The organism is Nonlabens agnitus, assembly GCF_002994045.1.
GTDB lineage: Bacteria > Bacteroidota > Bacteroidia > Flavobacteriales > Flavobacteriaceae > Nonlabens > Nonlabens agnitus.
On sequence record NZ_MQUC01000003.1, the window covers coordinates 1 to 24,050 of the forward strand.

A 24,050-nucleotide genomic window follows, 5' to 3' on the forward strand; every position below is an offset into this window, starting at 1 on the left:
ATGTTAGGTTACGGATCCATTATTGGTGGCGCCAAACGGTTCGATTACGGGTGGTCCTATTGCGAGCCTTGCGCCAGGAGCAACCAACGCTACGACTTTTACGGGAAGCTATAGAGTTACCCAGGCAGACATTAACTCTGGTCGATTCAGCAATCAGGCTACGGCTACAGGGACGACCCCACAGAACACACAAGTCACGGACCTTTCAGATGACAACAGCAACCTACAGAACGATCCAACGATAACTACGGTCCTTCTGCTCCTTCCATTGCGATCATCAAGACGGGACTTTTCACTGATAGTGGCAGCGGAAACGGCAGCGAATAACAATGACGGTAGAGCGCAGGTAGGCGAGGTGATCACCTACAGCTTCACTGTAACTAATACGGGTAACCAGACCCTTACCAATGTAACGGTAACGACCCACTACTTGATGGTGCCAACGGTACATTGACAGGCGGTCCTATTGCGAGCCTTGCACCAGGAGCGATAGACACGACGACCTTTAGTGGAAGCTACACGATCCAGCAGTCGGACATCGATGCGCAGAGTGTATCGAACCAGGCTTACGGCTACGGGAAGACACCTGACCGGAGATGATGTCAGCGACCTTTCGGATGACAACAGCAACCTGGAGGATGATCCAACGGATACGAATCTTCCTGAGGACAGCGAGATATCGATCATCAAGACCTCTGTGTTCAAACGATGAGAACGGTGACGGCTTTGCTCAGTTGGGCGAGACGATCAGCTACAGCTTGAGGTAACGAACAGTGGAGCTACGACCCTAACGAATGTGACGGTAACGGATCCACTATTGGTGGCGCCAAGCGGCAGCCTTACCGGCGGCCCGATCGCTACACTTGCACCTGGAGCGGTGGACACGGCGACCTTTAGTGGAAAGCTACACGATCCAGCAGTCGGACATCGATGCGCAGAGTGTATCGAACCAGGCTACGGCTACGGGAACGACACCTGACGGAGATGATGTCAGCGACCTTTCGGATGACAACAGCAACCTGGAGGATGATCCAACGGATACGAATCTTCCTGAGGACAGCGAGATATCGATCATCAAGACCTCTGTGTTCAACGATGAGAACGGTGACGCTTTGCTCAGTTGGGCGAGACGATCAGCTACAGCTTTGAGGTAACGAACAGTGGAGCTACGACCCTAACGAATGTGACGGTAACGATCCACTATTGGTGGCGCCAAGCGGCAGCCTTACCGGCGGCCCCATCGCTACACTGGCACAGGAGCAACGGACACGACGACCTTTAGCGGAAGCTACACGATCCAGCAGTCGGACATCGATGCTCAGAGCGTATCGAACCAGGCTACGGCTACGGGAACGACACCGACGGAGATGATGTCTAGCGACTATCGGATGACAACAGCAACCTAGAGAATGATCCAACGGATACGAATCTTCCTGAGGACAGCGAGATATCTATCATCAAGACCTCTGTGTTCAACGATGAGAATGGTGATGGCTTTGCTCCAATTGGGCGAGACGATCAGCTACAGCTTTGAGGTAACGAACAGTGGAGCTACGACCCTTACGAATGTGACGTAACGGATCCACTATTGGTGGCGCCAAGCGGCAGCCTTACCGGCGGCCCGATCGCTACACTGGCACCTGGATCGGTGGACACGGCGACCTTTAGTGGAAGCTACACGATCCAGCAGTCGGACATCGATGCGCAGAGCGTATCGAACCAGGCTACGGCTACGGGAACGACACCTGACGGAGATGATGTGAGCGACCTATCGGATTGACAACAGCAATCTGGAGAATGATCCAACGGATACGAATCTTCCTGAGGATAGCGAGATATCGATCATCAAGACCTCTGTGTTCAACGATGAGAACGGCGATGGCTTTGCTCAGTTGGCGAGACGATCAGCTACAGCTTTGAGGTGACGAACAGTGGTGCTACGACCCTAACGAATGTAACGGTAACGGATCCACTACTTGATGGTGCCAACGGTACGTTGACTGGCGGTCCCATCGCTACACTGGCACCAGGAGCAACGGACACGACGACCTTTAGCGGAAGCTACACGATCCAGCAGTCCGACATCGATGCGCAGAGCGTATCGAACCAGGCTACGGCTACGGGAACGACACCTGACGGAGATGATGTGAGCGACCTTTCGGATGACAACAGCAACCTGGAGAATGATCCAACGGATACGAATCTTCCTGAGGACAGCGAGATATCGATCATCAAGACCTCTGTGTTCAACGATGAGAATGGCGATGGTTTTTGCTCAGTTGGGCGAGACGATCAGCTACAGCTTCGAGGTAACGAACAGTGGAGCTACGACCCTAACGAATGTGACGGTAACGGATCCATTATTGGTGGCGCCAAGCGGCAGCCTTACCGGCGGACCGATTCGCGAGCCTTGCACCAGGAGCGGTAGACACGGCGACCTTTAGCGGAAGCTACACGATCCAGCAGTCCGACATCGATGCTCAGAGCGTATCGAACCAGGCTACGGCTACGGGAACGACACCTGACGGAGATGATGTCAGCGACCTATCGGATGACAACAGCAACCTGGAGAATGATCCAACGGGTACGGACCTTCCCGAGGACAGCGAGATATCGATCATCAAGACGTCGGTGTTCAACGATGAGAACGGCGATGGCTTTGCTCAGTTGGGCGAGACGATCAGCTACAGCTTTGAGGTGACGAACAGTGGAGCTACGACCCTTTACGAATGTGACGGTAACGGATCCACTACTTGATGGTGCCAACGGTACGTTGACTGGCGGTCCCATCGCTACACTGGCACCAGGAGCGGTAGACACGGCGACCTTTAGCGGAAGCTACACGATCCAGCAGTCGGACATAGATGCTCAGAGCGTATCGAACCAGGCTACGGCTACGGAACGACACCTGATGGAGATGATGTCAGCGACCTTTCGGATGACAACAGCAACCTAGAGAATGATCCAACGGATACGAATCTTCCTGAGGACAGCGAGATATCGATCATCAAGACCTCTGTGTTCAACGATGAGAACGGCGATGGCTTTGCTCAGTTGGGCGAGACGATCAGCTACAGCTTTGAGGTGACGAACAGTGGAGCTACGACCCTAACGAATGTAACGGTAACGGATCCACTACTTGATGGTGCCAACGGTACGTTGACTGGCGGTCCCATCGCTACACTGGCACCAGGAGCAACGGACACGACCTTTAGCGGAAGCTACACGATCCAGCAGTCCGACATCGATGCGCAGAGCGTATCGAACCAGGCTACGGCTACGGGAACGACACCTGACGGAGATGATGTGAGCGACCTATCGGATGACAACAGCAACCTGGAGGATGATCCAACGGATACGAATCTTCCTGAGGACAGCGAGATATCGATCATCAAGACCTCTGTGTTCAACGATGAGAATGGTGACGGCTTTGCTCAGTTGGGCGAGACGATCAGCTACAGCTTCGAGGTAACGAACAGTGGAGCTACGACCCTAACGAATGTAACGGTAACGGATCCACTATTGGTGGCGCCAAGCGGCAGCCTTACCGGCGGCCCGATCGCTACACTGGCACCAGGAGCGATAGACACGACGACCTTTAGCGGAAGCTACACGATCCAGCAGTCGGACATCGATGCTCAGAGCGTATCGAATCAGGCTACGGCTACGGGAACGACACCTGACGGAGATGATGTGAGCGACCTATCGGATGACAACAGCAACCTGGAGGATGATCCAACGGATACGAATCTTCCTGAGGACAGCGAGATATCGATCATCAAGACCTCTGTGTTCAACGATGAGAACGGTGACGGCTTTGCTCAGTTGGGCGAGACGATCAGCTACAGCTTTGAGGTAACGAACAGTGGAGCTACGACCCTAACGAATGTGACGGTAACGGATCCACTATTGGTGGCGCCAAGCGGCAGCCTTACCGGCGGTCCTATCGCGAGCCTTGCACCAGGAGCGGTAGACACGGCGACCTTTAGTGGAAGCTACACGATCCAGCAGTCGGACATCGATGCTCAGAGCGTATCGAACCAGGCTACGGCTACGGGAACGACACCTGACGGAGATGATGTCAGCGACCTATCGGATGACAACAGCAACCTGGAGAATGATCCAACGGATACGGACCTTCTTAAAAATGGTAGAATATCTTTGATTAAAATAGGGGTTTTCAACGATGAGAACAATGATGGAGTGGCGCAGGTTGGCGAAACTATAAGTTATTCTTTTGTAGTAACAAATACCGGAAATGTTACGTTAACGAACGTTATTATTGCAGACCCGTTATTGGTTACACCAAATGGCAGTCTTACGGGTGGCCCTATTGCGAGCCTTGTACCTGGCGAAAGTGATTCGAATACGTTTGTAGGAACTTATACTTTATCCTTAACTGACGTAAACGCATCACAGGTCAGCAATCAAGCGACCGTCGAAGCACAAGATCCCGATAATTCAAATGTCACGGATCTATCAGATGATAATAGTAATTTCGAAAACGATCCGACTATAACATCTTACGATGCGGTCGATGCGATTAACCTTATTAAGAGAGGAACCTTTAATGATGAGAATGGAGATGGGTCCGCTCAGGTTGGTGAAACTGTCAGTTATTCATTTACTATAAGAAATGCAGGTAATAGGACAATTACTAACATTGTTTTATCTGACCCATTATTACAAGGAATAAACGGTACATTGACTGGCGGTCCTATTACGAGCCTTGTACCTGGAGCGATAGACACGACGACCTTCAGCGGAAGCTACACGATCCAGCAGTCAGATATTGATAATTTGCAAGTCACGAATCAAGCAATTGTTACTGGACAAGATCCTGATAATAATAATGTCACGGATACTTCTGATGATAATAGCCCAATTGAGAATGATCCAACGGATACGGACCTTCCCGAGGACAGCGAGATATCGATCATCAAGACGTCTGTGTTCAACGATGAGAACGGCGATGGCTTTGCTCAGTTGGGCGAGACGATCAGCTACAGCTTTGAGGTGACGAACAGTGGTGCTACGACCCTAACGAATGTAACGGTAACGGATCCACTACTTGATGGTGCCAACGGTACGTTGACTGGCGGTCCCATCGCTACACTGGCACCAGGAGCAACGGACACGACGACCTTTAGCGGAAGCTACACGATCCAGCAGTCCGACATCGATGCGCAGAGCGTATCGAACCAGGCTACGGCTACGGGAACGACACCTGACGGAGATGATGTGAGCGACCTTTCGGATGACAACAGCAACCTGGAGAATGATCCAACGGATACGAATCTTCCTGAGGACAGCGAGATATCGATCATCAAGACCTCTGTGTTCAACGATGAGAATGGCGATGGTTTTGCTCAGTTGGGCGAGACGATCAGCTACAGCTTCGAGGTAACGAACAGTGGAGCTACGACCCTAACGAATGTGACGGTAACGGATCCATTATTGGTGGCGCCAAGCGGCAGCCTTACCGGCGGACCGATCGCGAGCCTTGCACCAGGAGCGGTAGACACGACGACCTTTAGTGGAAGCTACACGATCCAGCAGTCGGACATCGATGCTCAGAGCGTATCGAATCAGGCTACGGCTACGGGAACGACACCTGACGGAGATGATGTGAGCGACCTATCGGATGACAACAGCAACCTGGAGGATGATCCAACGGATACGAATCTTCCTGAGGACAGCGAGATATCGATCATCAAGACCTCTGTGTTCAACGATGAGAACGGTGACGGCTTTGCTCAGTTGGGCGAGACGATCAGCTACAGCTTTGAGGTAACGAACAGTGGAGCTACGACCCTAACGAATGTGACGGTAACGGATCCACTATTGGTGGCGCCAAGCGGCAGCCTTACCGGCGGTCCTATCGCGAGCCTTGCACCAGGAGCGGTAGACACGGCGACCTTTAGTGGAAGCTACACGATCCAGCAGTCGGACATCGATGCTCAGAGCGTATCGAACCAGGCTACGGCTACGGGAACGACACCTGATGGAGATGATGTCAGCGACCTTTCGGATGACAACAGCAACCTAGAGAATGATCCAACGGATACGAATCTTCCTGAGGACAGCGAGATATCGATCATCAAGACCTCTGTGTTCAACGATGAGAACGGCGATGGCTTTGCTCAGTTGGGCGAGACGATCAGCTACAGCTTTGAGGTGACGAACAGTGGTGCTACGACCCTAACGAATGTAACGGTAACGGATCCACTACTTGATGGTGCCAACGGTACGTTGACTGGCGGTCCCATCGCTACACTGGCACCAGGAGCAACGGACACGACGACCTTTAGCGGAAGCTACACGATCCAGCAGTCCGACATCGATGCGCAGAGCGTATCGAACCAGGCTACGGCTACGGGAACGACACCTGATGGAGATGATGTCAGCGACCTTTCGGATGACAACAGCAACCTGGAGAATGATCCAACGGATACGGACCTTCCGGATGACAGTGACATATTGCTGCTTAAGGAGAGCACGTTCAACGATGAGAACGGTGACGGCTTCGCACAGTTGGGCGAGACGATCAGCTACAGCTTCACTGTAACGAACACCGGAGCGACTACGTTGACGGATATCACGATCACGGATCCACTACTGGTGGCGCCTAACGGCAGCCTTACTGGCGGCCCTATCGCGAGCCTTGCACCTGGAGCGGTGGACACGACGACCTTTAGCGGAAGCTACACGATCCAGCAGTCCGACATTGATGCGGGAACGGTAACCAACCAGGCACTTGCCACGGGAACGAATCCTGATGGGGACGATGTGACGGATACCTCTGATGACCCTAACAACCCGACGGATGAGGATCCGGACGGCGACGGCGACCCAGATGACCAACGGATACGGACCTTCCAGATGACAGTGACATATCGCTGCTTAAGGAGAGCACGTTCAACGATGAGAACGGTGACGGCTTCGCACAGTTGGGCGAGACGATCAGCTACAGCTTCACTGTAACGAACACCGGAGCGACTACGTTGACGGATATCACGATCACGGATCCACTACTAGTGGCGCCTAACGGCAGCCTTACTGGCGGCCCTATCGCGAGCCTTGCACCTGGAGCGGTGGACACGACGACCTTTAGCGGAAGCTACACGATCCAGCAGTCCGACATTGATGCGGGAACGGTAACCAACCAGGCACTTGCCACGGGAACGAATCCTGATGGTGACGATGTGACGGATACCTCTGATGACCCTAACAACCCGACGGATGAGGATCCAGACGGCGACGGCGATCCAGATGATCCAACGGATACGGACCTTCCAGATGACAGTGACATATCGCTGCTTAAGGAGAGCACGTTCAACGATGAGAACGGTGACGGCTTCGCACAGTTGGGCGAGACGATCAGCTACAGCTTCACTGTAACGAACACCGGAGCGACTACGTTGACGGATATCACGATCACGGATCCACTACTAGTGGCGCCTAACGGCAGCCTTACTGGCGGCCCTATCGCGAGCCTTGCACCTGGAGCGGTGGACACGACGACCTTTAGCGGAAGCTACACGATCCAGCAGTCCGACATTGATGCGGGAACGGTAACCAACCAGGCACTTGCCACGGGAACGAATCCTGATGGTGACGATGTGACGGATACCTCTGATGACCCTAACAACCCGACGGATGAGGATCCAGACGGCGACGGCGATCCAGATGATCCAACGGATACGGACCTTCCAGATGACAGTGACATATCGCTGCTTAAGGAGAGCACGTTCAACGATGAGAACGGTGACGGCTTCGCACAGTTGGGCGAGACGATCAGCTACAGCTTCACTGTAACGAACACCGGAGCGACTACGTTGACGGATATCACGATCACGGATCCACTACTAGTGGCGCCTAACGGCAGCCTTACCGGCGGACCGATCGCTAGCCTTGCACCAGGAGCGGTGGACACGACGACCTTTAGCGGAAGCTACACGATCCAGCAGTCCGACATTGATGCCGGAACGGTATCGAACCAGGCACTTGCCACGGGAACGAATCCTGATGGTGACGATGTGACGGATACCTCTGATGACCCTAACAACCCGACGGATGAGGATCCGGACGGTGACGGCGATCCAGATGATCCAACGGATACGGACCTTCCAGATGACAGTGACATATCGCTGCTTAAGGAGAGCACGTTCAACGATGAGAACGGTGACGGCTTCGCACAGTTGGGCGAGACGATCAGCTACAGCTTCACTGTAACGAACACCGGAGCGACTACGTTGACGGATATCACGATCACGGATCCACTACTAGTGGCGCCTAACGGCAGCCTTACCGGCGGACCGATCGCTAGCCTTGCACCAGGAGCGGTGGACACGACGACCTTTAGCGGAAGCTACACGATCCAGCAGTCCGACATTGATGCCGGAACGGTATCGAACCAGGCACTTGCCACGGGAACGAATCCTGATGGTGACGATGTGACGGATACCTCTGATGACCCTAACAACCCGACGGATGAGGATCCAGACGGCGACGGCGATCCAGATGATCCAACGGATACGGACCTTCCAGATGACAGTGACATATCGCTGCTTAAGGAGAGCACGTTCAACGATGAGAACGGTGACGGCTTCGCACAGTTGGGCGAGACGATCAGCTACAGCTTCACTGTAACGAACACCGGAGCGACTACGTTGACGGATATCACGATCACGGATCCACTACTGGTGGCGCCTAACGGCAGCCTTACTGGCGGCCCTATCGCGAGCCTTGCACCTGGAGCGGTGGACACGACGACCTTTAGCGGAAGCTACACGATCCAGCAGTCCGACATTGATGCGGGAACGGTAACCAACCAGGCACTTGCCACGGGAACGAATCCTGATGGTGACGATGTGACGGATACCTCTGATGACCCTAACAACCCGACGGATGAGGATCCAGACGGCGACGGCGATCCAGATGATCCAACGGATACGGACCTTCCAGATGACAGTGACATATCGCTGCTTAAGGAGAGCACGTTCAACGATGAGAACGGTGACGGCTTCGCACAGTTGGGCGAGACGATCAGCTACAGCTTCACTGTAACGAACACCGGAGCGACTACGTTGACGGATATCACGATCACGGATCCACTACTAGTGGCGCCTAACGGCAGCCTTACTGGCGGCCCTATCGCGAGCCTTGCACCTGGAGCGGTGGACACGACGACCTTTAGCGGAAGCTACACGATCCAGCAGTCCGACATTGATGCGGGAACGGTAACCAACCAGGCACTTGCCACGGGAACGAATCCTGATGGTGACGATGTGACGGATACCTCTGATGACCCTAACAACCCGACGGATGAGGATCCAGACGGCGACGGCGATCCAGATGATCCAACGGATACGGACCTTCCAGATGACAGTGACATATCGCTGCTTAAGGAGAGCACGTTCAACGATGAGAACGGTGACGGCTTCGCACAGTTGGGCGAGACGATCAGCTACAGCTTCACTGTAACGAACACCGGAGCGACTACGTTGACGGATATCACGATCACGGATCCACTACTTGATGGTGCCAACGGTACATTGACCGGCGGACCGATCGCTAGCCTTGCACCTGGAGCGGTAGACACGACGACCTTTAGCGGAAGCTACACGATCCAGCAGTCCGACATTGATGCCGGAACGGTAACCAACCAGGCACTTGCCACGGGAACGAATCCTGATGGGGACGACGTGACGGATACCTCTGATGACCCTAACAACCCGACGGATGAAGATCCTGACGGCGACGGTGACCCAGACGATCCAACGGATACGGACCTTCCAGATGACAGTGACATATCGCTGCTTAAGGAGAGCACGTTCAACGATGAGAACGGTGACGGCTTCGCACAGTTGGGCGAGACGATCAGCTACAGCTTCACTGTAACGAACACCGGAGCGACTACGTTGACGGACATCACGATCACGGATCCACTACTTGATGGTGCCAACGGTACATTGACCGGCGGACCGATCGCGAGCCTTGCACCTGGAGCGGTGGACACGACGACCTTTAGCGGAAGCTACACGATCCAGCAGTCCGACATTGATGCGGGAACGGTAACCAACCAGGCACTTGCCACGGGAACGAATCCTGATGGGGACGATGTGACGGATACCTCTGATGACCCTAACAACCCGACGGATGAGGATCCTGACGGCGACGGCGACCCAGATGATCCAACGGATACGGACCTTCCAAATAATAATGGCAGCTTCAGTATTTTGAAAGCAGCAGATCAAACAACATTCACACAGGTTGGTGATGTACTTACTTTCAGTATAACGGTGACAAACACTGGTGATCAAACGTTGAGTAATCTTGTATTAACTGATGACAATGCCGATCCAGGAACATTGATTCCTTCCAGCTTTGCATCTATAGCACCTGGTGAATCAGTGACAGCGGTGGCGAGTCACACTATTACAGAGGCTGACGTTAGAAACAAGAGAGCTATCAACTCCATATTAGGAACAGCTACAAATCCAGATGGAGATGTTGTGAACGATATTTCTGATGATCCAAATAATCCAGCTGATATTGATCAAAACGGTGATGGCGATCCTGACGATCCAACTATTGTCTATTTTGATTCTGATGGAGATGGAATACCAGATCCTATTGACTTAGATGACGACGACGACGGTATCACAGATATTGTCGAATTGGACGGCCAAGACCCAGATATTGACAACGACAATGATGGTGTTCCTTCATACCTAGATGATGATGATAATGATTTCTTTGTTGGAAATGAAGATGGATTGGTAAATCCAACTACTGATTTAGATGGCGATGGAGTCCCTAATCATTTAGACCTGGATGTTGACAACGATGGAATTTACGATGTTGTTGAAAACGGTAATGGTGATCTAGATGCTGATAATGATGGTATGGTAGATGGACCAGCTGGTGATAACGGTATTCCTGATGCTGCCGAAGACGGTGGTGTTGATGGAGCTGGTGTTAGTGGCGATCCTCTTGAGTCTGATTTAGATGCTGATGACATACCAAACTATAAGGATCAAGATTCTGATGGTGACGGTATTACTGACAACATAGAGTCGCAATCATCAAGTGGTTATGTCCCACCTAGTGGCGTTGACTCTGATGGTAACGGTGTCGATGACGCTTATGATACTTTGGGAACACCAATCGATCCGGTGAATACAGAAGTTGACTTCAACTATACCAACCAAGATGCGTTACCTGATTATCTAGATTTGGATTCTGATGGTGATAATGTTCCTGATGCTATTGAAGGTACTGACTTCAATGCAGATGGTATACCTGATCTATCACCTTCTGGAACTGACGCTGATAACGATGGTTTAGACGATGCTTTTGATGGTTCAATTGGTGATCTTGACGATCCAAATGGTGTCTTAGTTATGGATGATGCCTTCGATCTACCTAACCGTGACGGTCTGAATGACAATCCTGATTTTAGAGATCAAGATGATGATGAAGATGGATTGCTAACTTTTGAGCCTGGTGGGCCTAATAATGACCCAAATAATGGTGAAGACGTCAATAATGATGGCGACCCTACTAATGATGATACAGATGGAGACGGTACACCTAACTATCTAGATCCTATTGATGATACTGCGTTATTTGATTTAGATGATGATAATGATGGTATCCCAGATATCGTAGAAGTTGGTTCTAATCCAGATATTGATAACGACGATGACGGTGTGCCTGCATACCTCGACGATGATGACAACGATCCACTAGTAGGAAATGATGATGGAGTAGTCAATCCAGAATTTGATACTGATGGTGATGGCATTCCTAATCATTTAGATTTAGATAGCGACAACGACGGTGTCTATGATGTGAATGAAACAGGTAACTCTGCGCTTGATGCTGATAATGACGGTATGGTTGATGGACCTGAAGGAGAAAACGGTATTCCTGATGCTGCTGAAGATGGCGGTATTGATGGAAATGGTGTTTCTCAAGCTCCTAGAGATACAGATCTAGATGCAATCCCAGACTATCTAGATCAAGATGCAGATAACGATGGTATCACAGATAATGTAGAGTCTCAAGAAACCTTTGGCTACATCGCACCTACCGGGAATGATGTAGATCGCAATGGAGTGGACGATGCGTATGATACCAATGGATCACCAATCGAGGAGTTTGATTTTGATGGTGACGGTAGTCCTGATTATATCGATACAGATTCAGATAATGATAATGTGCCAGATCGTTTAGAAGGACATGACTTTGACCACAATGGTATTGCAGATGTATTACCTCTCGGAGCAGATGTTGATATCGATGGATTGGATGACAATTACGATGGTGACTTGAATGGCTTTGGAGATCCAGATGGACTAGAAGTCGATGGAGATCCTAGCGTACTTCCAGATCTTGATGGAACTGAAGATGTCGATTACAGAGACGTGGATGATGATGGTGATACAGTGGACACTATCTATGAAGATTATGATGGTGATAATGATCCAACAGATCAGGATACAGATTCTGATGGTATCCCAGATTATCTTGATGATAATGATGATGGTGACCCATTCCCAACTATTGATGAAGGTCCAGATCCTGATGGAGATCAAAACCCGAACACTGGTAACACCAGAGATACCGATGGCGACGGAATCTTCGATTACCTCGAGTTTGATGAAGAAGTGGTGGAACCATTATGTGAAGAGCCAGAGGTTTACAATGGTATCTCACCAGATGGTAATAACATCAATGATTTCTTAGTAATTGATCAAATTGAATGTTATCCAGAAAACAACTTAGCGATATTCAATCGTTGGGGAGTTGAAGTGTATAACACAGATAATTATGGTCAAGATGGAAATGTCTTTAGAGGAATATCTGAAGGTAGGATAACCATTGAGCAAGGTGAAGAGTTACCAGTAGGTACTTACTACTATGTATTTAACTACATAGACCTTGATGGCAATGGACAATCTAAGGCTGGATACATCTATATACAGAGATAGAAATTATGAGAATTAATAACAACAAAAACGGAATGATGAAATTTTTAGTTAGCATATTTCTTCTTTTAATAGGTTATAGTGCCTTTGGACAGCAAGATGCTCAATACACTCAATATATGTACAACACCATCGCGATTAACCCAGCTTATGCTGGGAATCGCGGTATGTTGAGTGCGATTGCATTACACCGCAGTCAGTGGGTTGGACTTGATGGAGCACCAGAAACCCAAAGCATAAGTTTACACAGTCCAGTAGGTCTTGGTAGATTGGGACTAGGTCTCTCAATTGTTAATGACAAGCTGGGTCCATCTAGTGAAACCTATTTTAATGGTGACATTAGTTATACCATACAGACCAGTGTGGAAGGGCGATTGAGTTTTGGTTTAAAGTTGGGTGCTCACGTGCTGGACGTCGATTTCAATAAGTTGAATTTACCTCCTGAAACTATTGATCCTGCTTTTGAAAACAATATTGACAATCGTTTGACGCCTAACATTGGTACAGGTATCTATTATCATACAGATAAATTTTATGCCGGTTTGAGTGCGCCTAACTTATTGCGTAACGAGCATTTTGAAGCTTCTAACAATACCAATAACAATTCATCATTTGTAGCAGCAGAGCGTATTCACTATTACTTGACTGGTGGTTATGTATTTGATATCAACCCTACGTTGAAATTCAAACCTAGTACCATGATAAAAGCTGTTGCTGGTGCACCTTTACAAGTCGATCTTACGGCTAATTTCTTGATCAGTGAGAAGTTGACCTTAGGCGCTGCGTATAGATTGGACGCTGCAGTTAGTGGTTTGATAGGATATCAGGTAAGTGATCAGGTAAGCCTTGGTTTTGCCTATGACCGTGAGACTACAGAGCTTGGTAACACACAATTTGACGATGGTAGTTTTGAGGTGTTTGTTCGATTTGAACTCTTTAATTCCTACAACCGCATGTTGACGCCTAGATTCTTCTAAGACCTAGTTATGACAAACAACATGAGAAGATATGGTATTGCAATGTTGCTGGTATTTGTGTTCGCTTTCGCGAAAGCGCAAACAAACCCCAACAAAACATTACCAAAGGCAGAAAGAGAGTACGACAAATACGCCTTTATCGATTCAAGGGAAATCTTTGAAAAGATTGCCAATAAAGGATTCAAGAGTGTTGAGATCTTCTCAAAACTTGGAGACACGTATTACTTTAACAACGATTATCAAAATGCGTTGAAGTGGTACAATCAACTCTTCAAGTTGGATAATGATACCATTCCTTCAGAATACTATTTTAGATACGCCCAAACGTTGAAAAGTGACCGCCAGTATGCTAAAGCAGACCGGTTGCTAAAAACTTTTGCGGTCAAAGGCGAGAAGGATAGTAGATTACAATCTTTAGAAAATGCGCCCAATTACCTAACGATTGTTGATTTCCAAAAGGGAAGATTTGAGGTAGAGCCAGTTTCCATAAATACAAATTATCAGGATTTTGGAACGGCTTATTACGGTCCAGCTCAAGTGGCTTTTGCTAGCGCAAGAGATACTGGTGTTTTCTACAAGAGACGTCATTCCTGGAATGAGAAACCATTCTTGGATTTATACGTGGCAGATCGTGATCAGCAAGGGAACATGAGTAATGTACAGAAGTTTGATTCTAGAATCAACTCCATTTTTCATGAGAGTACACCTACATTTTCTAAGGATTTGAATACCGTCTATTTTACTCGTAACAATTATGAGGATGGTACGTTAGGAAAGGATGATGAGCGAGTCAGCAGACTACAGATCTTCAAATCTGAAAGAAAGAACGGTAAATGGAGTGAGCCGCAAGCCGTCGAATTTGCTGAAGGCGGATTCAGTACTTCACATCCAGCGCTAACGCCTGATGGGAAGACACTATACTTTTCAAGCGATATGCCTGGAACTATGGGAACTGAAAGTACCTTCAAGGAAACTGACATATGGAGAGTCACTATTGAGGATGACGGCTCTTACAGTGATCTAGAAAACGTAAGCATTGTTAATACAGAAGGCCGTGAAAGCTATCCCTATATCAGCCGTAGCGGCAATCTGTATTTTGCCAGTAATGGGCTGCAGGGTTTAGGTGGGCTTGACATTTTTGTCTCTACCATCAATAAGGATGGATCGCTTAGTAATCCAGTCAATATAGGTGAGCCTGCCAATAGTCCAGATGATGACTTTGCTTTCATCGTTGATGAAAGTGTCAATACGGGTTACTTTAGTTCTAATAGGGTGAGCCAAGGCGAGAATGATGACATCTATAGATTTGTACAGATTGAAGACCTGAGAGAAACTTGTGAGCAAATCATTACAGGTACTGTAACTAATGCGATTACCAAAGAAGCTCTAGAGGACGCCATGATCTCTGTGGTGGATATCAACAACAACATTGTAGTTACCAGACGGTCAGATAGAAATGGAAAGTACGCTTTAAAATTAGAATGTGATAAGACCTTCTTCATTAGAGCAGAAAAGAGAGAATTCAATACAGCAGAGGAACTTGTAAATACACCTACAACTACTGGTGTTATTGAGGTAGACCTGGCACTTGATCCAGAATCCTATAAAGGTAGAGTTGGAGATGATTTAGCTAAGCTTCTCAATTTGAACCCAATTTACTTTGACTTTGATATGTCCTTTATACGTGAGGATGCTGAATTAGAACTGCAAAAAGTACTGTCGGTTCTGGAAGATAACCCAACGATGACCATTGATATTCGTTCGCACACTGATAGTAGAGGAACCAAATCCTATAACGAGAGGTTATCAGATAGACGTGCGGCAAGTACGAGAAACTACCTAATCTCTAAGGGAATTGACGAGGCTAGATTGACTTCAAAAGGTTATGGTGAAAGTCAGTTAGTCAACAAATGTTCTGATGGTGTGGAATGTACTGAAGAACAACATCAGGATAATAGAAGATCTGAGTTTATCATCATATCCATGTAAAACTCAAGAACCATAATCACTATAAAAAAGAGTCGCCTAATAGCGACTCTTTTTTCTTGTCTGAGTTTTAGGAGCGTTGCTTGCAGCGTTATTTAAACTGTAACCCTTGGATTTATTTGAGGCAGATTTCAATACCATTGTCGTTGTCCAAACTGCTTAAAACAGATGTACAACTCTATATAATAGAGTACACGGCTTTCTAGAACCTTAAAGTCAAGTCATTAATAAGAGATCTAGATGTAATCCTACAAAAGCTCATAAGCGTACCAAACCTTAACAAGTAAAAGTATTACAGAAGTTTGTCTGCGGCCCATCAGAGAGTCTATAATGCAAATTCGCATCACTGTTTGGTAACTACTCAAATACCGCTTTTAGTATATCGATTAGTTATTTAATTGGAATGCACCTCTATCTAACTCAGAATGTCTTTGCCAATCATAATTAAGCCAATTCTCAGGCTTTTGATAAAGAAGCCTAAGTGCTTACTTACTCTAAAAATTAACGCATAAAAAAAGCCTGAAACGTAAGTTTCAGGCTTTCCTTAAAAGTTATAATCTAAAAGATTATGCAGGCATCAAAACAGTATCAACTGCGTGTACAACACCGTTAGATTGTTTAACATCAGCAATGATTACAGTAGATTTTCCACCTTTTGCATCAGTAATAACAACTTTACCGTCTACAACACTTGCAGTTAGTTGTCCACCGTTAACAGTATCTAAAGTTGCAGTACCACCATTTTGTTCGATCATGTTCATCAAACTAGCAGCATCAACATTTCCACTTACTACATGGTAAGTTAAGATTCCTGATAATTGTTCTTTGTTTTCTGGCTTTAGCAATGTAGCTACAGTTCCTTGTGGCAATGCGTCAAAAGCTGCATTGGTTGGAGCAAATACGGTAAATGGTCCATCACTGTTTAAAGTTTCTACTAGACCTGCTGCTTGTACCGCTGCAACTAGAGTAGTCAAATTATCTGCTTTAGAGGCATTTTCTACGATAGTTTGGTCTGCATACATTTTTGCACCACCTACTTCAACAGCCATAGCTTCACGTTCTGCCATTTGCTCTTCTACCATTTTAAGAGAGTCAGCAGCACGCTGTTCCATTTCCATTTTTTCAGCTTCCATTTGTTCTTTTTCAGCATCTTTACAAGACACCATGGTTAGTGTACCTGCTAGAATTGCTACGCTTAATACTTGTGTAAATTTCATAATTGTTGATTTAATTGAGGTGTAAATATATTGTGGGAAACACCATTAGAAACTACGTCTAACGTATGTTTATCAATTGATTAGCTAATATTTAACAATCACGTATATTCTTTCCATATAATATCCTAATATTCAGGTAAATAAAAAACCGCCTTAACTATTGTCCAGGCGGTTTTGTTATCAAAAAAGGATCTTTTTACTTCTCAGATTCGTCCAAAACGGCTAAATCACTATCCAGCATCGCAAAGAATTTATCTAGATTAGGCATGATGACGATCTGCGTACGTCTATTTTTGGCCATGTTTTCTCTAGAATCATTGGCAGCGATTGGATCATAGCTTGCTCTACCTGCAACGATTAGCTGCTCTTGTGGTACGCTAAATTTGGAATTCAATCTGCGCGCAATGGCAGCAGCACGTTCTGTACTCAAATCCCAGTTGTCTTTAATATAGCTTCCTTCTTTTACCGTACGACTGTCTGTATGACCTTCTACGAGAACTTCAAGCGATGGCTCAGAATTTACCACTGCAGCAATCTTTGATAGGATATCGTCTGCTTTGCTGCCCACGCGATAACTACTGTCGCCAAATAGCAAATCATCAGCTATTTGAATCATCACCACAGTATTCTCAATTTTCATATCCACTCGTTTACCGGCATTCTCGCCTTGCAAACGCTGTGACATCTTGTAGCTTATGGCCAGATTGAGACTATCCTTAAGAGTGGTTGCTGTAGCCAGCTGTTCTTGAGGCACATTTTGAAGTGTACGTCTCATGGCTTGTTTGTTCTTTTCAGAAACAGCAAACTCACCATTGTTTGAAGTGACCAGCATGCCTTCCTTGTCAGACTGCAAGGAAGCAATCTTCTCGTTGTAGCGATCAACTCGCGTTTCAATCGCTGCAAACTTGGCTTCCAGATCTTCCTTCTCGACTCTTGTCTTTAACAATTCAGATCTAGTGTTGTTGTAATCGGTTTCTAGTTCGTTGTATTTTTTCTTTGATACACAACTTACTAAAACGGCTGCCATGGTTAGGGCACCAACAGCCTTGGTTAACTTGTTATTCATAATTAGGGTTTTTAGGTTCTACTCAAAACCCTCATAATTTTGATCTAGTATATTCTAGATATTAGAGTTTTGTTAAAGATTGCTAACGTTTTGCAAAGTGAATCTTTTCAAATCAGGCCAGTCATATGCAAATAGACTGTGGTGGTATCGCTTTCGCGAAAGCGTAACACAAAAAAATCCCAAGACTCAAAGCCTTGGGATTTGCATCTAATTTTTAGTTCCAACTATTTCTCACTTGATGGCGCTGTACCATCCATTTGTAATTTATTATTGAATTCCAAAGTACGGATAGGGAACGGTATGTTGATATCGTTAGCATCATATACTTTCTTGATCGCCAGGATCGCATCACTTTGCGCTTGTAAATTTTGCTTATTCTTGACAGCATCCACCCAGAATCGAATGATAAAGTTGATGCTGCTGTCGCCAAATTCCTGATAGAAAAACTCCACTTCTTCACCATCTTTCTGCGGGAATTTCTCGCTAACAGCATCAATAGCTAGTTTTTTACAAAATTCTAAATCCATTTTATAGCCTACACCACATCCCACGACCACTCGCATGCGCGGTGTCAAAGAATAGTTCTTTAAAGGATTATCAATGATCGTTTTGTTAGGAATGATCACCATATTATTATCAGCCTGCTTAATAATAAATTTATCCAACTGGATCTCCATGACCTCACCAGCAAAATCTGTCGTTTCTATCCAGTCGCCCACACGCACCTGCTTGCGGAATGACAAGATGATACCACTAATAACATTAGACATGGATCCTTGCAGCGCGAGACCTATTACCAGTCCAGAAATACCAGCACCTGCAATGATACCTTGAACTGCATCATTGAGTTGTAAAACACTCATGGCAATAAAAATACCGCCCAGAACTACAACGATAGCTACCGCTTTACCGGCAAGTCTGCGTACACTCGCTTGAGACACCTTGTTTTGCAGCACTTTTTGAATACCTCGATCTACATATTTAGAGATAAAATAGGCAACGATCAATACAATTATTGCGATACCTATATTAGGTAAGTGTGCAATAAACGAGTTATACCATCCAGCCAGTTGATCCCAGATCAACTCGCCGCTATCTTTAATTTCAGTGGTTTTTGTTGCGGCTTCCTGCGTCTGTGCTGCCGCTTCTTGTAAGAATGTCATCATAATCTCAAAAATAATTTCTTTATTTCTGGATAGTATAAGGCTTAACAGCTTTTAACGCTTTTAGTTCAAAGCTGAAGCTATTTCTTTAAACATCTTTAAGAACTTTTTCATAAATCAAAGGATGTAGCACAGGTTCGACGATTCATTTAATTACGCACGCATCTATAAAAATGCCGTTATCTTTGTCCCATGGAACATAAGGCAGGATTTGTAAATATCGTTGGGAATCCCAATGTAGGGAAAAGCACATTGATGAATGCGCTGGTAGGCGAGCGCCTATCCATCATCACTAGTAAGGCACAAACAACCAGGCACAGGATTTTGGGTGTTGTCAATGGTGACGATTTCCAGATTGTTTTAAGTGACACGCCTGGTATCATGAAGCCGGCCTACAAACTGCAGGAAAGCATGATGGAGTTTGTAAAGAACGCCTTTGAGGATGCCGATTGTATACTATATATGGTGGAGCTGGGCGAGAAGGAATTGAAGAACGAGGACTTTGAAAAGCGACTCACCTTTGCAGAGGTTCCTATCATTGTGTTGATCAACAAGATTGACAAAGGTGACGAGACCCAACTCGCTGAAGCCATGAAACACTGGAAAGAACGACTTCCCAATGCAGAGATCTTTGCGATAAGTGCCTTGGAAAACTTTGGAGTACCGCAATTGCTGGATAGGATTATAGAAATGCTACCAGAATCTCCAGCGTATTATCCTAAGGATGCCTTGACTGACAAGCCAGAACGGTTTTTTGTCAACGAGAGCATACGCGAGAAAATCCTTATCCATTACAAAAAGGAAATCCCATACTCCGTAGAGATTGATACTGAAGAATTCTTTGAGGACGAGACCATCATACGCATACGATCTGTCATCATGGTGGAGCGCGAGACCCAGAAAGGCATCATCATAGGCCATAAGGGAACCGCCATAAAGCGTGTAGGTGTTGAAGCCCGCAAGGATTTGGAAAAATTCTTTGGCAAGCAGGTACACTTGGAATTGTACGTCAAGGTCAACAAGAACTGGCGTAGTGACGAGAAGCAGTTAAAACGCTTTGGTTATAAAGGCGAGAATAAATAAGAAGTTCGCTTTCGCGCCTGCCTGTCGGCAGACAGGAAAGCGAAACACCTCAACATCAACCATCACAAATCAAATGCTCTCTGAATAGGGAGCATTTTTTTTGATGTACTTTGACCTCACCAAAGATTTCAGGATTTTTTTAAAATTTCAGGCAACCATTTAAAAAGTGTTGTGTCTATGTAAATAGAAAGCAACCAAAAAGTGAAGGTGATTCAACTTTATACCAACGAGAAAAAGCTGATTGAGAAAGCCACGCAAGGTGACCGTAAGGCGCAACGCAGGCTATACGACAAGCATGCCGGTAAAATGTTGAGCGTTTGTCGCCAGTACATTTCACCCATCGAGACCGCAGAAGAAATCATGCTTAACGGTTTTTTCAAGGTGTTTACAAAACTGGAGACCTTTAATCACGAGGGAAGTTTTGAAGGTTGGGTGCGACGCATCATGATTAGGGAATGTTTGAATTTCTTGCGTAAAAAGGATCCATTCAAATGGAGCAGTGAGATTGATGAAGGAAAATTTGAAGACGAACCCGAAGAGGAAGCTGAGGATGTGCCGCTGGATCAAATACAGCAATGCATTGACCAGTTGCCAGATGGTTACAAAAGTGTTTTTGTAATGTATGTGATTGACGGCCTCAAACATCATGAAATTGCCACAATGTTGGGCATAAGTGAGAACACCAGCAAATCACAATTTAGAAAGGCAAGATTGCTATTGCAGGAAGAAATTAACGAGATCAAAAAGAAGCGCTATGAAGCTTAATGATATAAAAAACAAATTTGACGATCGTGAGATACAGCCCAGCGCTGACTCATGGGACCGACTGTCTGAGCGACTTTCTACCGTCGATAAGAAGAAAAAGCAACCTATCGTGCTTTGGTTAAGTGGGATTGCCGCTATTCTGATTTTGGGACTACTGGCAGCACCTGCGATATTCTTCAATGATACCATAGACCCAACTGGAAGTGAAGTCGTTATGGAAGAAGCATCTACCCAGCAAAAGGATCTTGAGCCAGAAGCTATGGAGCCGGTTCCTACTATTAAAGAGCAACCACAAGATGCCGTCGTAATAACCGATAAGGATACGGCTGTAAAAGATGAAGTAAAAACTAAAAGAGTACCATTAGAAAGCAAGAGGTTACCTATACAACACATGAAGGTGACAGACATTGCATCTATAGAACCAAAGGACAAAGTTGTAGAACAAAACGCTATCGCATCCACGACAGATTTTAATACACTGGAAACCGTTGAACAAGAAGAGGCTTCGTCATTAAATGAGGTAGATCAGCTGCTGGACAATGCGATGAAGAAAATAGCTCTTAAAAAGCAAATCAATAACAGCGTGGCAGCGAGTAACAATACTTCAGTAGATCCACAAAAGCTCTTAAGAGAAACCGAATGGGACATAGAAGCTCAAAACCGCAATAAATTGGAAAATACGCTGCTCGATGGTCTAGGCAGATTAAAACGAGAAGCCGTCGCGCTTATCGATAGAAACCAGTAAATCAAAACAACATAAAACAACAATAATCAGCTATTTAAGTATAGCAGACAGAAATTACTCACTTTAAATTTAACTATCATGAAAAAGCAATTACACTTTATTACTATCATTTTAATTCTTGCTGGAACGTTTGCCAGCTGGGCACAAACCACAAGAGACACCACTTATGTAGATGGTAAAACAGTCATCACCGTTACCGATAAATCAGCGCAGGATTGGGGCAATAAGATTGATAAGGAAATCAAGGCGCTGGAACAAGAAAAGCAACTCTATGAGTCCAACCAGAGAACGGCCCTTGCAGAACAAATTGAAGAAATCAATTCAAGAGTAGGCAAATGGAAAAACTATACTGAAGCGATGGCTCAAAAAGATAAGGAAACTGTAGCCGCGTTCTATGCCGAAAAAATATCCAGACACAATGAGATGATCGATTCACAAATCGAATTTGCCAAAGTAAAACAGTTCTCCAACGGTGAAGGTTCAGCAGTCGTTGCAGACTTCAGTGATGGTGTCAATATTTCTATCAAAAAGAGAAATAAGCAACTAGAGAAGAATGTGTACACCAACTCTGGATTCACACTAGGATTTGGCTATAACTATATCGATGGTGAGAACCTAGGCATCGATGACTTTAGCTATGGGAACAATAATTATTTTTCTTTGGGTTACAATTGGGTGACTGCGCTTAATAAAAGTCAGACACTGCGTTTTAAATATGGTATTGAATATCAAACCCAAGGAACAGAACTGAATGGCAATCGAGCCTTTACCATTTCAGATCCTAATAACACTCAAATAGAGCGACTTAACTTTGATTTTGATAAGGCAAAATTCCGTCAGGATCAATTAGTGGTACCAGTTCATTTTGAATTTAGTGGAACAGACCGCAAGGAGTATGAAGATGGTCGCGTGCGCTACCTTGATTATGATAAATTCAAATTTGGTATCGGTGGTTATGCAGGGTTTAATTTGAGTTCACGTTTGAAATACAAATATGAATTGGGTGGTGAAGACATCAAGCAAACCAATGTGAACGCCTTTGATAACAATGCTTTTGTATATGGTCTTGACGCATATTTTGGTAAAGGTGACCTCGTGCTTTTTGGTAGACTGGGATTGAATGATATTTTCAAATCTGGATCTGTAGACGGTCAGTACGTTGCCTTTGGAATAAGGTTGCAGTAGTTTTTTTTGAAGTAGCCTTTAGACAATCCCTGTAGCAATTGGTTACAGGGATTGTCTTTATATTTATAAAAAACAACAACCATGATAAAAAGACTCTTAGTTGGCTTTGCGATGCTCGCTGCCGGACTTGTTACACAGGCACAGGATAATGACAAACAAACTATAGAAGAGGCGCCACTCAGCTTTTTGGACAGGATCGATACAACCCGTACGACAAGAGAAGTACGCACTCAAGTTCATGGGGTTTTTGGTATAGGCTGGAATCAGGCGCTAGGCGATGATAATGGGATAGGTGAGGACTATCGCTTTTGGGGTTCTGGAATTTGGGAATTGGGCCTTGAATTTTCTACCCAACTGTCAAAGAACGATGACTTATTGAGATTTAATTACGGTCTAGCTCTTCAATGGCAAACCCTGCGCATTAATGGCAATCGCCAGTTTGTTACTAATAACGATGTAACTACATTGCAGCCTATAGGTTTTGATGTAGATAAATCAAAGTTTGAGCAGTTCACCCTTATTGCACCTCTGCATTTAGAGATAGGTCGTGGCGAGCGCAAGATCTATAAAGATGACATAAGCAGGATTGATTATGAGGATAGTTTTGTTGTAGGTATAGGTGGTTATCTAGGTGTCAATGGAACCACTAGCCAAATGATAAGATACGAGCGTGAAGGTCGGGATGTAACTAATAGGCTTTACAACGACTTTGAGACCGAAGATTTTGTCTACGGATTGAGCGCCTATGCTGGGTACGGAGATCTCCAGATATTTTTCAAGTATGGTCTTAATAGCATCTTCAAAGATTCACCTATTGATCAACGACAGGTAAGCGTCGGTTTTAGATTTAGGTAGGCTATTTTTC

General features: G+C 46.0%; 24 protein-coding genes and 1 pseudogene. 22 read left to right on the plus strand and 3 right to left on the minus strand.

What is annotated here, in order from left to right:
- Positions 1-25: 25 nt before the first annotated feature.
- The 17 genes and pseudogenes from BST86_RS00145 to BST86_RS00190 all read left to right on the plus strand — a co-directional run bounded on the left by BST86_RS00145 (position 26) and on the right by BST86_RS00190 (position 15,964).
- Positions 26-454: a DUF7507 domain-containing protein gene (locus tag BST86_RS00145; protein ID WP_172443279.1), complete on the plus strand. Its 429-nt coding sequence runs from the start codon at positions 26-28 to the stop codon at positions 452-454.
- A complete protein-coding gene (locus tag BST86_RS14805) occupies positions 451-600 on the plus strand; it encodes a DUF7507 domain-containing protein (RefSeq protein WP_172443280.1) in 150 nt (49 codons plus the stop codon). The genes BST86_RS00145 and BST86_RS14805 overlap by 4 nt, the downstream gene beginning before the upstream one ends.
- Complete coding sequence (locus tag BST86_RS14810) at positions 542-712, plus strand: hypothetical protein (protein WP_172443281.1); 171 nt, start codon at positions 542-544, stop codon at positions 710-712. The genes BST86_RS14805 and BST86_RS14810 overlap by 59 nt, the downstream gene beginning before the upstream one ends.
- An 84-nt stretch (positions 713-796) precedes the next feature.
- Positions 797-979, plus strand: coding sequence for a hypothetical protein (locus tag BST86_RS14710; protein ID WP_146126672.1), 183 nt, complete (start codon positions 797-799; stop codon positions 977-979).
- The gene (locus BST86_RS14715) at positions 897-1,154 is read left to right on the plus strand and encodes a DUF7507 domain-containing protein (protein ID WP_146126673.1); all 258 of its coding nucleotides are present in this window, start codon (positions 897-899) and stop codon (positions 1,152-1,154) included. Before BST86_RS14710 ends, BST86_RS14715 begins: the two co-directional genes overlap by 83 nt.
- A complete protein-coding gene (locus BST86_RS00150) occupies positions 1,121-1,282 on the plus strand; it encodes a DUF7507 domain-containing protein (RefSeq protein ID WP_105981502.1) in 162 nt (53 codons plus the stop codon). The genes BST86_RS14715 and BST86_RS00150 overlap by 34 nt, the downstream gene beginning before the upstream one ends.
- A gap of 13 nt (positions 1,283-1,295) precedes the next feature.
- The gene (locus BST86_RS15200) at positions 1,296-1,406 is read left to right on the plus strand and encodes a hypothetical protein (RefSeq protein ID WP_456237718.1); all 111 of its coding nucleotides are present in this window, start codon (positions 1,296-1,298) and stop codon (positions 1,404-1,406) included.
- Between the two features lie 72 nt (positions 1,407-1,478).
- Positions 1,479-1,577 carry a DUF7507 domain-containing protein gene (locus BST86_RS15205; protein WP_172443282.1) on the plus strand — a complete coding sequence of 33 codons (99 nt, stop codon included), beginning with the start codon at positions 1,479-1,481 and terminating at the stop codon, positions 1,575-1,577.
- Positions 1,578-1,591: 14 nt separating this feature from the next.
- A complete protein-coding gene (locus BST86_RS00160; RefSeq protein WP_105981504.1) occupies positions 1,592-1,780 on the plus strand; it encodes a DUF7507 domain-containing protein in 189 nt (62 codons plus the stop codon).
- Positions 1,781-1,900: 120 nt separating this feature from the next.
- Positions 1,901-2,143, plus strand: a pseudogene (locus tag BST86_RS15145) (DUF7507 domain-containing protein); the annotation flags it as partial.
- 121 nt (positions 2,144-2,264) lie between these two features.
- Positions 2,265-2,444 (plus strand): DUF7507 domain-containing protein, encoded by a 180-nt coding sequence (locus BST86_RS15150; protein ID WP_394340894.1) that lies wholly within the window; start codon positions 2,265-2,267, stop codon positions 2,442-2,444.
- 187 nt (positions 2,445-2,631) lie between these two features.
- A complete protein-coding gene (locus BST86_RS15055; protein WP_262497906.1) occupies positions 2,632-2,757 on the plus strand; it encodes a hypothetical protein in 126 nt (41 codons plus the stop codon).
- A complete protein-coding gene (locus tag BST86_RS00170) occupies positions 2,732-2,956 on the plus strand; it encodes a DUF7507 domain-containing protein (RefSeq protein WP_105981506.1) in 225 nt (74 codons plus the stop codon). The genes BST86_RS15055 and BST86_RS00170 overlap by 26 nt, the downstream gene beginning before the upstream one ends.
- A 50-nt stretch (positions 2,957-3,006) precedes the next feature.
- Positions 3,007-6,984: a beta strand repeat-containing protein gene (locus tag BST86_RS00175; RefSeq protein ID WP_456237719.1), complete on the plus strand. Its 3,978-nt coding sequence runs from the start codon at positions 3,007-3,009 to the stop codon at positions 6,982-6,984.
- A complete protein-coding gene (locus tag BST86_RS00180; RefSeq protein WP_105981508.1) occupies positions 6,951-13,001 on the plus strand; it encodes a DUF7507 domain-containing protein in 6,051 nt (2,016 codons plus the stop codon). The genes BST86_RS00175 and BST86_RS00180 overlap by 34 nt, the downstream gene beginning before the upstream one ends.
- 32 nt (positions 13,002-13,033) lie before the next feature.
- Entirely contained in the window at positions 13,034-13,975 is a 942-nt protein-coding gene (locus BST86_RS00185) for a PorP/SprF family type IX secretion system membrane protein (RefSeq protein ID WP_105983899.1), read from the plus strand.
- Between the two features lie 9 nt (positions 13,976-13,984).
- Positions 13,985-15,964: an OmpA family protein gene (locus BST86_RS00190; protein ID WP_242446420.1), complete on the plus strand. Its 1,980-nt coding sequence runs from the start codon at positions 13,985-13,987 to the stop codon at positions 15,962-15,964.
- A 563-nt stretch (positions 15,965-16,527) separates the two neighbouring features.
- On the opposite strand, the gene BST86_RS00195 is transcribed toward BST86_RS00190, so the two are convergent.
- From BST86_RS00195 to BST86_RS00205, 3 genes are all read right to left on the minus strand, one after another.
- Positions 16,528-17,178: a fasciclin domain-containing protein gene (locus BST86_RS00195; RefSeq protein WP_105981509.1), complete on the minus strand. Its 651-nt coding sequence runs from the start codon at positions 17,176-17,178 to the stop codon at positions 16,528-16,530.
- A 196-nt stretch (positions 17,179-17,374) separates the two neighbouring features.
- On the minus strand, positions 17,375-18,244 hold the full coding sequence (locus BST86_RS00200; RefSeq protein WP_105981510.1) for an OmpA/MotB family protein: 870 nt from the start codon (positions 18,242-18,244) through the stop codon (positions 17,375-17,377).
- Positions 18,245-18,468: 224 nt separating this feature from the next.
- Positions 18,469-19,410 (minus strand): mechanosensitive ion channel family protein, encoded by a 942-nt coding sequence (locus BST86_RS00205; RefSeq protein WP_105981511.1) that lies wholly within the window; start codon positions 19,408-19,410, stop codon positions 18,469-18,471.
- 189 nt (positions 19,411-19,599) lie between these two features.
- Between BST86_RS00205 and era the strand changes: the two genes are divergently transcribed.
- The 5 genes from era (at position 19,600) to BST86_RS00230 (ending at position 24,040) form a co-directional block, all read left to right on the plus strand.
- A complete protein-coding gene (gene era / locus BST86_RS00210; protein WP_105981512.1) occupies positions 19,600-20,490 on the plus strand; it encodes a GTPase Era in 891 nt (296 codons plus the stop codon).
- Positions 20,491-20,691: 201 nt separating this feature from the next.
- Complete coding sequence (locus BST86_RS00215) at positions 20,692-21,255, plus strand: RNA polymerase sigma factor (protein ID WP_105981513.1); 564 nt, start codon at positions 20,692-20,694, stop codon at positions 21,253-21,255.
- Positions 21,245-22,000 (plus strand): hypothetical protein, encoded by a 756-nt coding sequence (locus tag BST86_RS00220; RefSeq protein ID WP_105981514.1) that lies wholly within the window; start codon positions 21,245-21,247, stop codon positions 21,998-22,000. The genes BST86_RS00215 and BST86_RS00220 overlap by 11 nt, the downstream gene beginning before the upstream one ends.
- A 78-nt stretch (positions 22,001-22,078) precedes the next feature.
- Entirely contained in the window at positions 22,079-23,185 is a 1,107-nt protein-coding gene (locus tag BST86_RS00225) for a porin family protein (protein ID WP_105981515.1), read from the plus strand.
- An 81-nt stretch (positions 23,186-23,266) separates the two neighbouring features.
- The gene (locus tag BST86_RS00230; protein ID WP_105981516.1) at positions 23,267-24,040 is read left to right on the plus strand and encodes a hypothetical protein; all 774 of its coding nucleotides are present in this window, start codon (positions 23,267-23,269) and stop codon (positions 24,038-24,040) included.
- Positions 24,041-24,050: the final 10 nt, after the last annotated feature.